This window comes from Thalassospira sp. SN3W (assembly GCF_038070535.1).
GTDB classification, from domain to species: Bacteria; Pseudomonadota; Alphaproteobacteria; order Rhodospirillales; family Thalassospiraceae; genus Thalassospira; species Thalassospira xiamenensis.
The window spans coordinates 360222-372502 of record NZ_CP121124.1; the positions used below are offsets into that span (position 1 = coordinate 360222).

Genomic DNA, 12281 nt, shown 5'->3' on the forward strand with positions numbered 1-12281 from the left:
GGCTCTGTTGCAACACCTTTAAGGCCCGCTGCCGTGTCAATCCGACCGATTGGCAATGCGAGCACCACAACACCGCTATCCGATCCGGCGCCAAACGCCCCCTCCACACCGGTTAACAGTGCGGCATCAATTGTTACCATTATTCAACAACTTGATCCTCGCGCCCTGCCCGGTGCGTCCGTACCCGACATCCGGGGCAGCACCGCGCAACAACGCGAAGTACGCGAAACAACACCGGAAAGTGCACGCCTGCCAACAAGCAATCCCGCCCTTTTGACGGACCGGGAACGCGACATTGTTCGGGAATTGCAGGCGCGTGACGCCAACGTCAGGACCGAGGAAGAAAGCCATCAGACCCTTGCTGGTGCGAATGCCGGTATGATCAGTTACAGCTATACCGCCGGTCCCGACGGGCGGCTTTATGCCACGGGCGGCAAGGTCAGCATCCATCCGCTTCAGGGCCTTGACGGGATTGTAGCGATTGCCAATCAGGCCGCCATATCGCGGGCCGCCTCTATGCCCGGCACATCATCGGCCGATTTCAATGTTGCAAAGGGTGCGTCACGCAACATCAGTGCGATGATCGCAACACAGGCTATTGCGGCAGCCGAAAGCTATCGCATGACATTAGGGCTGAGCGCGGCACCAGCCAATATTGATATCACGGGCTGACCATCACCGTAGAAGCCACAAAAAAGGGGCCTGCATAACAAGCCCCTTTTGAACATGATCGACGCAAACCTAACCGGCATAGTGCCAGTAAATCGGGAAGCCCGGATCAAACACCGTGACTGGGCCCTCACCGGTTTCAATTCTGGCCGGGAAAGTTGCCGCCGCATCGCGTTTTTCCAATGTGATCTTGTCGCCATTCAACGGCAGACCATAAAACTGCGGACCATTGACCGAGGCAAAGCCTTCAAGCTTGTCCAATGCCCCTTCTTCCTCGAACACATGCGCCAGAAGTTGGACAGTATTATTGGCGGTAAAGATACCGGCACAACCACACGCGCTTTCCTTGCGGTCATCGGCATGCGGGGCGGAGTCAGTACCCAGGAAGAAACGGACATCACCGCTGGTTGCTGCCTTGCGCAGTGCGAGGCGATGTTTTTCACGCTTCGCCACCGGCAGGCAATAGAAATGCGGATGAATGCCGCCGACCAGAATGGCATTGCGGTTGATGATCAGGTGATGGGTCGTGATGGTCGCGCCAAGGTTCCTGTCATTGGCTTTGACATATTCGACACCGTCTTCGGTGGTGATATGCTCCATGATCACACGCAATTCCGGCAAACGCTTACGCAGCGGATCAAGAACGCGGTCGATGAACACGGCCTCGCGGTCGAAAATATCAATCTCAGGATCGGTGACTTCACCGTGCACGCAAAGCGGAATACCAAGGCTTGCCATACGTTCTAGCACCGGCATCGCCTTGTCGAAATCGCGCACGCCGCTTGCCGAATTGGTCGTTGCCCCGGCCGGATACAGCTTCAGTGCGGTAATCACACCGGACTTGTAGCCTTCCTCGACATCATCGGGATTGGTCCCTTCGGTCAGGTAAAGCGTCATCAAAGGCGTAAAATCGTGCCCCTGCGGGATGACCGCGTTAATCCGGTCACGATAGGCAATCGCATCCTCGGTCTTGACCACCGGCGGCACAAGGTTCGGCATGATGATCGCACGCGCAAAATGTTCGCTGGTTTCGCCAATAACCCCTTCAAGCATCGCGCCATCGCGCAGATGCAAATGCCAGTCATCGGGACGGCGAAGGGTAATGCGATTTACTGAATTTGCGGACATGGGGGCGACCTCCTCGGAACCGGAACAAACGAATGGGCGCGAGCGCACAGGCTAACTAGCAGATCAGTCCCGGTTTTGGAATTGGAAAGCAGCCCGAAAGACAAAAGGCCAGGCATTTCTGCCTGACCTTTTCACATGGGGCGAGTGATGGGACTTGAACCCACGGCCCCCAGAGCCACAATCTGGTGCTCTAACCACCTGAGCTACACCCGCCGTCGTGTGGCGCGGTTTTTATCGCCGGGAGCCCCGGACGTCAAGCGCATATTTTTACTTTTTTGCCCCGTTTTCCCCCGAACTTCGCAAAGTCCCGCAAACCGGGCGACTGCGGGTTCTGTATCTGGTACTTATCATCACAACCAATCCGCCCGAACAGGCTCCCATCCGTTTGAACATCTTGCGCGATCAGGCAAGTGCGCTAATTAAATCAATTCAATATCTTGAACACGCCCGCCATTCCGGGCGAAATTAACACGGCGCGCAGACGCAAAACGGCCATGCGCGCCACAAAAGAGAAAACAATACGGAGTATCGGAATGAAGTGGGGCGTCATCAGCACGGCAAAGATCGGCACGGAGAAGGTCATTCCGGCCATGCAGGAAAGCGACAAGCTTGAAATCCTTGCCATTGCCGGACGTGATCTGGAAAAAACGCGTGAAACTGCCCAAAGCCTGCGCATTCCGCGCGCCTATGGATCCTATGAGGAACTGCTGGCCGATCCGTCAATCGAAGCAATCTACAATCCCCTGCCCAACCACTTGCATGTCGAATGGACAATCAAGGCGCTGGAAGCCGGAAAACACGTGCTGTGCGAAAAGCCCATCGGTTTGGACACCGAAGACGCCAAACGCCTGATCGCGGCCCGCGATAAAAGCGGCAAACACGTGCTTGAGGCCTTTATGGTCCGTCATCATCCGCAATGGCAGGAAGCACGTCGTCTCGTAGAAAGCGGTCAGATAGGCACGATCACCACGGTGCAAAGCATCTTTACCTATTTCAATGCCGATCCAAACAATGTGCGTAACAAAAAGGATATCGGCGGTGGCGGCTTGCTTGATATTGGCTGCTACTGCATTGTCGGCCCACGCTATATCACCGGTAAGGAACCGGTGCGTGTGGTTTCCCTGATGGACAAGGATCCGAAATTCGGTACTGACCGGCTTGTTTCGGGCATGCTCGATTTCGGAAGCGGCGTTCAGGCAAGTTTTGTTTGCGGCACACAATCCGCCGCCGTGCAGCGCGTTCATATCCTTGGTACCGAAGGCCGTATTGAAATCATCATGCCATTCAACCCGTTGCCGGAAAATCCGGCGGTGATCAGGGTCGGCACGCAAAAACAACCGGGTTTTGACGAAGCACGCGAAATCAAATTCCCGATTGGCAACCACTATACCCTGCAAGGCGAGAACGCGACGGCAATATTTAAAGGCGAAAGCCCGGTCGACTACCCGATTGAAGACGGGATTGCCAACATGCAGATTCTGGATGCGTTGGCCCGTTCGGCCCGCACCGGGAGTTGGGAAATGGTCAATTCCTGATCACGGTTGACAGCGCCCATAAAAAACAGGCCGAAGGTTAAAGTTCTCGGCCTGTTTCCCTTAAATGCCTTGCTTTGCTACCTTGCAAACGCCTTCTTCATCCGCTCAATCGCCTCGGACATTTTGGCTTCTTCCTTGCAGAAGCAGAACCGCACAAAATTGCGAACGCCGCCATCCTTGCCCTGATAGAACGCCGAAACAGGGATCGCCACAACACCGGCTTCCTTGATCATGATCTGGCAGAACTCGACATCATCGCAATCATAGCCCAGCGGACGGAAATCGCAGGTGATGAAATAAGTACCCTGCGAGTCCAGAACACCAAAGCCAACCTCTTTCAAACCCTTCATTAGGAAGTCGCGCTTTGCCTGCATTTCAGCAGTAAAACCTTCGAAGTAATCATCACCTTTGTTAAGGCCGTAGGCCACACCATGCTGCAGCCCTGGCGGCACGGTGAAAACAAGGAACTGATGCGCTTTTTTGATCGGCTCCATCAATTTTGCACATGCTGTGATGTATCCGATCTTCCACCCCGTCAGTGAGAATGTCTTGCCTGCTGATCCGATGCGTACGGTGCGATCATGCATACCGGGAAAAGTCATCAGCGGTTTGTGTTTGCGCCCGTCAAAGACAAGATGTTCATAAACCTCGTCACATAGTGCGATCACATCATGCTTGATGCACAGATCAGCAATGAATTGCAGTTCATCATCGCCATAGACCTTTGAACAGGGGTTCTGCGGCGAGTTTATCAGGATCAGCTTGGTTTTTTCCGAGAAGGCCGCTGCAAGTTCTTCGCGTGGCAGATCCCAGCTTGGCGGTGTGACACGTACCAGTTTGGGGATACCGCCCGCAAGCTTCACCATAGGAAGGTAGCTGTCATAAAGGGGTTCGATCAGGATCACTTCATCGCCGGGCGCAACAAGACCAAGGATCACATCAGCCAGCGCCTCGGTCGCACCGACCGCGACAAGGACTTCTTTCTTCGGATCGACCTCGATATCATAGAAACGCTTGTTATGGTCGGCAACCGCCTGAAGCAACTCCGGAACACCTGCCAACGGCGGATATTGATTGGACAGTTCCATCGTCGCCTTGGCCGCAGCTTCGCGAATATCAGCCGGACCGTCAGTATCGGGCGCTCCCTGCCCCAGATTGATGGCATTATGTTTCTGGGCCAGTTCGTTCATCACTTCAAAAATCGTGATGCCGCCCGAAGTGAAAAGAGGATTGCCGACAAATTCGGTCATGAGGCGTCCTTCTCTGAGTTTCAGTACCGGTCGGTCGAAACCGGCTTTTATCTGCCTGGTGGCGCAAATTATAAATCAGACAGGCAGATTATATGATCCATGCCCTGTCGTCATGATACGTGTTTTATGTATTTTCTGTCGCACGACGCAGGCAGATCAGGCAAGCACGGATCGCGGAGAACCTCGTTGCCCCCTGCCATCTCACAATGTTTGCATAAATTTTAAACATTCTGCCTAAAAGACAATCAGATGCGATCAAGAAAATCTTAAAAACTTCATGGGTTTTGCTGGGTTTTCACACAGAGACTCCTTAGAATGACCGCGCGGGCCAAAACTGGCACGGCCCGTGCAATTAACGCGGCAAAGCAATGGAGCTTTCCGAGTTCTACGCAACTCTCGCAAAAAGCAGAGGGCGCTTAATGAAAAAGATTGAAGCCATCATCAAGCCATTCAAGCTTGACGAGGTTAAAGAGGCCCTTCAAGAGATTGGCCTCAAAGGGATTACCGTTACCGAAGCCAAAGGCTTCGGCCGACAGAAAGGCCATACGGAGCTGTATCGCGGCGCCGAATATGTTGTGGACTTTCTGCCGAAGGTAAAGTTGGAAATCGTCGTTGAGGACACGCTTGTCGAGCGTGCGATTGAGGCAATCCAGCAAGCCGCTCACACCGGTCGTATCGGTGACGGTAAAATCTTCGTTTCCTCGCTCGAGGACGCGATCCGCATTCGTACCGGTGAACGGGGCAACGACGCGATCTAATCGGTCCGTTACCTGACATTGAACATCGTACGATCACTAATTTTGAGTTTTAAAGGGTTGCATCATGTCTGACGCTGCTTCTGTACTTAAGCTTATCAAAGAAAAAGGCATCCAGTTTGTCGATCTGCGCTTTACCGATTCCAAAGGTAAATGGCAGCACACCGCGCAGGACATCTGCACAATCGACGAAGACGTTTTTGTTGACGGCATCATGTTCGACGGTTCGTCGATCGCTGGCTGGAAAGAAATCAACGAATCCGACATGATCCTTATGCCGGATCCGTCGACCGCTGTTGTTGACCCGTTCACCGCGCAGCCGACCCTGATCATCGTTTGCGACGTTATCGAACCGGCCACTGGCCAGGGTTACGAGCGTTGCCCGCGTTCGACCGCGAAACGCGCACTCGCATACATGAAATCGGCCGGTATCGGCGACACTGCATATTTCGGTGCAGAGCCGGAATTCTTCATGTTTGATGACGTTCGCTGGACCACCGCAGGCGAAGGCATGGGTTATCAGCTGGACTCCGAAGAAGGTCCGTACAACACCGGCACCGAATTCGAAGGCGGCAACCGCGGCCACCGTCCGGGTCCGAAGGGCGGCTATTTCCCGGTACAGCCGGTTGACTCGGCCAACGACATCCGCGCCGAAATGGTCAACTACATCAACGAAATGGGCGTGCGTTGCGAAAAGCACCACCACGAAGTTGCACCGTCGCAGCACGAACTGGGTATCGCTTTCGGCACCCTGATCGAACATGCTGACGCCGTTCAGGTTTACAAATACTGCATCCACATGGTTGCACATCAGTATGGCAAAACCGCAACCTTCATGCCGAAGCCGGTCTTTGGCGACAACGGCTCGGGCATGCACGTTCACCAGTCGATCTGGCACGAAGGCAAGCCGCTGTTCGCTGGTAACGGCTATGCGGACCTGTCTGACACCGCTCTGTACTATATCGGCGGTATCATCAAACACGCCAAAGCACTGAACGCTTTCACCAACCCGACGACCAACTCTTACAAGCGTCTGGTCCCGGGCTTCGAAGCACCGGTTCTGCTGGCATACTCGGCTCGTAACCGTTCTGCTTCCTGCCGTATCCCCTACACCGCGTCCCCGAAGGGCAAGCGCGTCGAGATTCGCTTCCCTGATCCGCTTGCCAACCCGTATCTCGCATTCACCGCAATGCTGATGGCTGGCCTTGACGGTATCGAGAACAAGATCCACCCGGGCGATGCAATGGACAAAAACCTCTATGACCTTCCGCCGGAAGAGCTCAAAGAAGTTCCGACCGTTTGCCGCTCGCTGCACGAAGCACTTGACAGCCTCGACGCAGACCGCGACTTCCTGAAAAAAGGCGATGTGATGAGCGACGACCTGATCGACGCTTACATCGCCCTGAAAATGGAAGAAGTTATCCGCTTCGAACAGTCGCCGCACCCGGTCGAATTCGACATGTACTACAGCGGCTGATCCTTTCACCAGAAAGGACGCATCGAACACGAAACGCCCGGCCATGTGCCGGGCGTTTTTGTTTGTGCCAACCACCAGATTCCCGGCAAAAATGTGCCTGATTAGACCTATTAGCTAATTGAAAATCTCGGCAAAACCGCAGTACTGGCGGATGCAACTGATCAAATCAGCAAAGGAAAAGGCGGGATGATCACATCCCCCCACCCCAAATTCCACTTGAGCAAACCAATCAGACCTAGACAGTATCATCCCTGTGCAAATCGGGTTCAAGTTCTGGCCGATAGAGACAGGCCCGCCCCTTGCCGGCTTCTTTGGCCTCATACATGGCCTTGTCAGCACGGCGCAATTGCTCGGTCATGTCGCAATAGCCTGCGTCGAAAACGGTAAAGCCAATCGATGCACCAATATCACAACGATTCCCTTCCCACATATAGGGTTTGGAGATCTCGGCAATAATGTCATCGGCCAGTGCCGCCATTTCCTTTTCATCACCTTTATTAATGAAAAACAGGGTAAATTCATCACCGCCCAGACGCGCCACTTCCTCCGCCCGACGGGCAACACGCTTGAGCCGCTTTGCCGTTTCAACCAGAACCCAGTCGCCAGCACCATGCCCCAATGTATCGTTCACGGTCTTGAAGCCATCAAGATCAAGCAGGAAGATTGACGCTGGCGTATCCGTACCGCGCAAGACAGTTTCACATTGTGAAAGCTTCTGCATGTAACGCGCACGGTTTGCCAGGCCGGTTAGTTCATCGTTATTTGCCTTATTCTGCAGTTCACGTGCGGCAAGCTTCTGCTTGGTGATATCACTTATCCACCAGAGCACAGATTCCTGCCCCTCAAATGTCAGCGGCTCCATGGATGCCTTCAACCAGCGCGCATCTGAATCTGCCGGACGGCGAATGCGTAATTCCACATCCTGCAATTCGCCAAGCATATCCATATCCTGAAGACTTTTTTCTCGGTATCGCTCCGAAAGAAGCACTGTGTCCGTTGGCACCGTTCCATCACTATCAAGAGACAGAAGAGTCTCGAACATCTTGTTATAAAACTGGAATTCCCCGCCATCCCGGTTGGAAATACCAACACCTATTGGCGCCTTTTCCAAAAGCCCTGTCAGACGTTGTGCTGCCGCGGCGACTTCGGCCTGTGCCTGTTTTAGCGATGTCACATCAATCAACGAGCCAATCGTACCGGCAATTGCGCCACTTGGCCCCTTCAGGCTAGCGGCTGCAAACAATGCGGATTTTTCGACACCGTCCATTTCGAAATCAATTTCATGACGCACATTGCCTTCTGATTTCAGCAACGGTGCCTCGTAATCGAAAATGCGGCTAACAAGCGGCGCCGGGGCCACATCGGCGAATTTGCCGCCAATCACCTTTTTGGGATCCTGCCCCAGCAACCCGGCAAAAGCATCATTGCAACGGTTGATCACACCATCCAGATTCTTGAGGTAAACCGGGATAGGCAACACATCGATTAGATGCTGGATGAAAAGCTTGTGATCGGCCAATGCCTTGGCAAGTTCTTCTGCCTTGCCAGCCTCGCGAAAGACCAGTGCTGTCACACCTTCGGGACCTTCGGCCTTACGCCACGTAACTTTTCTGCCATTCATTTGAAAGGCTGGCAAATCGGCCTTGGCATCCTTACCAGAAATGAGGCTAAGCGCTTCGCGTGCCGCACCGACACTGTCGCCAGACGAAAATTCCGCATTTTTGGCAAGAAAAGCAAGGAACTGCTTGATTTCGGTTCCGTCTCGCAAGGCCGACTTCGATGCGTTAAAAAGGTTAACCGCAACCAAATTGGCATGGGCGATTTTCAAATCGGACGAACCGATGAATATAATGCCGTCACGCGATAGTGCTGCTGTGGCGACAATGTCTGGAGCAATTGACAATACACGCACGCGCCGCTTTGCGACGCACTCCCTTTCCCGTGTTATCTATAATGCCCCAAAACCATCGGATTTTATTACCAAGGCCGCTTAGCAGGCCCTTTTTCAAAGCTCTTATTCCATACGTAAGTATATGACAAGCTTAGTCTTGCGACCAGAGCCAATGCGTCACGATTTTTTATCGCCGACCGGCAGGTCAATATATCCCCGATCAATGCAATGTTCGAGTTCACGCGCAGCCGCAAGCATTTCCTGATAGCTCTCGCGAAGAAGTTTAAGCTTCGCCAGTTCCTCGGCCGTCGGATGATTGTCGTTGCGATCTGCACTGAGCTTGAAGGCATATTTCAGATAGTCGGCACGCAACTTGGCAACATTGATAATAAGCGGCAAAGCCGTATCGACGCTCATATCAGGGATCGCAGGACTGATGACTTCATGGTTCACTTCACGCAAAACATGCTCCATAGCCATCATGAAACGGCTTTTGCTGCGTCCGGCATCCTGCGTCATGATTTACCCTCCTTGGCGATAACGGTCTGGAATGACATACATTATCTCCTGTTAAGGTAAAAACTCCTATAACAGTTTTACACCCCTGCACTTGATGTTTTTCAACCTTTAACTGCCTTATGTGATCACGACTTGCGCGAACCGGTCAGGCAGGCTAGACGATGAAGCATGCAATTCTCGAGACAAGGAACCCGATCATGGAAGCACGCGTAAAGTGGCTTGAAAATCTGACCTTCACCGGCACCAGCGGCTCTGGCCATGGCGTTGTCATGGATGGCAACCGTGACACCGGCTTTGGTCCTAGCCCGATGGAGATGCTGCTTCTCGGTCTGGCAGGATGCTCGTCGATTGACGTCGTACATATCCTTCAGAAAGGCCGCGAGAAAATCATCGATGTCCAAGCCGATGTCAAAGCCGAGCGTGCGGAAACCGACCCCAAGGTATTCACGAAAATCCACCTGCATTTCAAGGCCAAGGGTGAAAACCTGAACGAAGCCAAACTGGCCCGTGCGGTTGAACTTTCAGCCGAGAAATATTGCTCGGCCTCAATCATGCTGTCGAAGGCGGCCGAAATCACGCATAGCTGGGAAATCATGGAATAAGCCAGCTTTCGGGCGTGTTCTGCCACCGATTTCAAAGCGGTCCGTTACGGGCCGCTTTTTTGTTGGTCGCGTCATAATGCAGCCTGAGTTAGAGTTTATCGGACAAGCCACCACACCGAAACGAAACGGGGAAGCATTCCATGTCCGCAAACGGCCTTTTGCGTTCGACACTTGTCGCTATGACCATTTCGGCGACGATTGCACTGTCGGGATGCATTTTCGAAGACCCGCAACATGATCCGTCCGGCCTTGCCATTGGTGCCCCCGCCGAGAACCAATCATTTGACGATTATGTCAAGAAAACCCGCGAACAGCTTCGCACGGCACTTAAAGCAAAGCGCTTTGACAAGGAAGCCGCGCCATTTGGCCAATACGATCTTGACCAGGTGGTCGCGATGCGTGCCCCTTTCGCATCAGGTCCGAACAAAGCGGCCTGCGATGCGGCGGGCAATGACACGGCACATGGCAAAGATGTCGGTTTCCTGATGGTACATGGCCTGACAGACAGTCCGTTTCTGATGACCGATGTGCGCGATACGTTGCAATCCAAATTCCCATGCGCGACCTTCCATGGCCTGCTTCTTCCGGGGCATGGCACCGTCCCAGGTGATTTGGTTGACGTCAGTTACGAGGACTGGATCAAAACAGTGCGTTATGGCATGGACGGGTTCGCAAACGGCACCGACCATGTCATCACCATTGGCTATTCGATGGGGGCGGCCCTGATCGGGCGCGAATTTGATGCCCGTCGCCGCGATCCGCGGATGACGGCAATGGTTTTACTATCGCCGGGCTTTGCTGCCAAAAGCGATCAGGCATGGCTGACACCCTATGCCCGTTATGTCCAAAGCTGGGTTGGCAAAGGTGAAAACAGTGATGCTGCCAAATATGGTTCGATGGCAATGAATGCCGCAGCGGAATTTCATCTGCTGACTGAACCCTATCGCGATGGCACCATGGATACGTTCGATATCCCCGTCTTCATGGTGGCCAGTTCCGATGACCACACGGTTGATCCCTTACTGGCGGCCGACTTCTTCTGCAACAAGGTCACAAATGATAACAAGCGCCTGATCTGGTATCAGGGCGAAGAACACCTGATTGACGAACATCCTTTGTGCGAGGGTGTCGACATTGTCAAATCTGCGGCTCCGGACTGGCGGACGCTTAATCATGCCCATACTGCCATTACCATGCATCCCGATAACCAGCATTACGGTATGGATGGCATTATCCGTCGATGTGACCATTACGACGAGCAAAGCGCCAACAGTAAATGCCAGACCAGCAGCGATGCGGTTTATGGTGAATTGAATCTGTCGGATTCCGCGTCCCCGGGCAGTCTGCGGCGCGGAACCTTCAACCCCGATTTTGTCAGCATGCTCGACAAAATGACCCATTTCATCGAAGTGTCACTGGAAGTCCCGGGAAAGACCGCAAATTGATGAACAGTTTGCACAACTGATCATCGCCTGCCGCCATAAGAAGCACGCACAGACATGACCTTTGCCATTGATCGATTTACCGGACGAAGCGGCCTGACATTTCGTTATGCCTTGCATTCGCCTGAAAATGCCGTTGGTCATGTCCTGATCCTTCAGGGGCGCGGCGAGTTCATCGAACGCTACGGCGAAACGGCACATGAACTTGCCGAACGCGGGCTTGGCTGTGTCACTTTCGATTTCCGCGGACAGGGCGGATCAACCCGCGAAGTCACCGAAAGCCATATGGGTTATGTCCGCGATATCGCCCATTATATCGAAGATACGCATGATGTGCTTTCGCACCTGGCCGATCATTACAATATCCACTGTGATCTGCTTCTGACCCACTCGACTGGCGGGCTGGTGGGCATGCACATGCTGCTTGAAAAACCGTCCCTGTTTGAAAGCAGCGTCATGATCGCCCCATTTTTCGGGCTTGGTGGGCCGGACTGGATCGCACTTGCCGCGCAGTTTTTGTCAGCCGGACTGTGCCGATATGGTTTCGACAAGCAATTCCTGCCAGGACAAAAGCTGCTGTCACCACTGCAACCCTTTGGCGATGATAATCTGCTGACGTCGGATAGGGCGCGCTACGAACGCAACGTCACCTGCCTGCAAGATAACCCTGATCTGGTGGTTGGTGGCGTTTCGGCGGGATGGCTTGATGCCTGTTTCAGGGCACAGGCGGAATTATCCCAGCGTATTGTACCGGATAATAATTTTGTGACCTCGCCCCTGCCCCCGATTACGATGATTCTGTCAGGAAACGATCAGGTGGTCAGCAACCGCGCCACACAGGAACTGTTTGGCGATCATCCATCGGTTGCAATGGTCGAAATCCCCGAAGCCCGCCATGAAATCCTTCAGGAACGCGATGTTTTCCGAAACCTTTTCTGGCAGGCATTTGACCAGCATCTGGCAACCAATCATACCGACTGGCCCCTGACTCGTTTCTAATAGGCACGTCTACC

11 protein-coding genes and 1 tRNA gene are annotated in these 12281 nt (G+C 53.4%); 7 read left to right on the forward strand and 5 right to left on the reverse strand.

From position 1 onward, the window contains the following. Window positions 1–33 precede the first annotated feature (33 nt). Complete coding sequence (locus P8T57_RS01470; protein ID WP_114094056.1) at window positions 34–672, forward strand: putative metalloprotease CJM1_0395 family protein; 639 nt, start codon at window positions 34–36, stop codon at window positions 670–672. Window positions 673–741: 69 nt separating this feature from the next. On the opposite strand, the gene pyrC is transcribed toward P8T57_RS01470, so the two are convergent. Both pyrC and P8T57_RS01480 read right to left on the reverse strand, forming a co-directional pair. Next, the gene (pyrC, locus tag P8T57_RS01475) at window positions 742–1797 is read right to left on the reverse strand and encodes a dihydroorotase (RefSeq protein WP_341364383.1); all 1056 of its coding nucleotides are present in this window, start codon (window positions 1795–1797) and stop codon (window positions 742–744) included. Window positions 1798–1933: 136 nt separating this feature from the next. Then, window positions 1934–2010, reverse strand: a tRNA-His gene (locus P8T57_RS01480). Between the two features lie 320 nt (window positions 2011–2330). Here P8T57_RS01480 and P8T57_RS01485 point away from each other — a divergent pair. Beyond that, window positions 2331–3332 (forward strand): Gfo/Idh/MocA family oxidoreductase, encoded by a 1002-nt coding sequence (locus tag P8T57_RS01485; RefSeq protein WP_114094053.1) that lies wholly within the window; start codon window positions 2331–2333, stop codon window positions 3330–3332. A gap of 77 nt (window positions 3333–3409) precedes the next feature. Here the strand turns inward: P8T57_RS01485 and P8T57_RS01490 are convergent, their stop codons facing one another. Then, the gene (locus tag P8T57_RS01490; RefSeq protein ID WP_341364384.1) at window positions 3410–4582 is read right to left on the reverse strand and encodes an aminotransferase; all 1173 of its coding nucleotides are present in this window, start codon (window positions 4580–4582) and stop codon (window positions 3410–3412) included. Between the two features lie 419 nt (window positions 4583–5001). On the opposite strand from P8T57_RS01490, the gene P8T57_RS01495 reads away from it, so the two are divergent. Next, window positions 5002–5340 carry a P-II family nitrogen regulator gene (locus P8T57_RS01495; protein WP_007091888.1) on the forward strand — a complete coding sequence of 113 codons (339 nt, stop codon included), beginning with the start codon at window positions 5002–5004 and terminating at the stop codon, window positions 5338–5340. A gap of 64 nt (window positions 5341–5404) precedes the next feature. Next, on the forward strand, window positions 5405–6814 hold the full coding sequence (gene glnA / locus P8T57_RS01500) for a type I glutamate--ammonia ligase (protein WP_007091889.1): 1410 nt from the start codon (window positions 5405–5407) through the stop codon (window positions 6812–6814). 235 nt (window positions 6815–7049) lie between these two features. Here glnA and P8T57_RS01505 read toward each other — a convergent pair whose 3' ends face one another. Further along, entirely contained in the window at window positions 7050–8726 is a 1677-nt protein-coding gene (locus tag P8T57_RS01505) for a diguanylate cyclase (protein ID WP_341364385.1), read from the reverse strand. 156 nt (window positions 8727–8882) lie between these two features. Then, window positions 8883–9224 carry a hypothetical protein gene (locus P8T57_RS01510; RefSeq protein WP_007091891.1) on the reverse strand — a complete coding sequence of 114 codons (342 nt, stop codon included), beginning with the start codon at window positions 9222–9224 and terminating at the stop codon, window positions 8883–8885. 197 nt (window positions 9225–9421) lie between these two features. Between P8T57_RS01510 and P8T57_RS01515 the strand changes: the two genes are divergently transcribed. The 3 genes from P8T57_RS01515 to P8T57_RS01525 all read left to right on the forward strand — a co-directional run bounded on the left by P8T57_RS01515 (window position 9422) and on the right by P8T57_RS01525 (window position 12267). Further along, window positions 9422–9826, forward strand: a complete 405-nt coding sequence (locus tag P8T57_RS01515) for an OsmC family protein (RefSeq protein ID WP_007091892.1) — start codon at window positions 9422–9424, stop codon at window positions 9824–9826. A gap of 140 nt (window positions 9827–9966) precedes the next feature. Next, window positions 9967–11271, forward strand: a complete 1305-nt coding sequence (locus P8T57_RS01520) for an alpha/beta fold hydrolase (protein ID WP_114094050.1) — start codon at window positions 9967–9969, stop codon at window positions 11269–11271. 54 nt (window positions 11272–11325) lie between these two features. Then, a complete protein-coding gene (locus P8T57_RS01525; protein WP_341364386.1) occupies window positions 11326–12267 on the forward strand; it encodes an alpha/beta hydrolase in 942 nt (313 codons plus the stop codon). The last annotated feature ends 14 nt before the right edge of the window (window positions 12268–12281 follow it).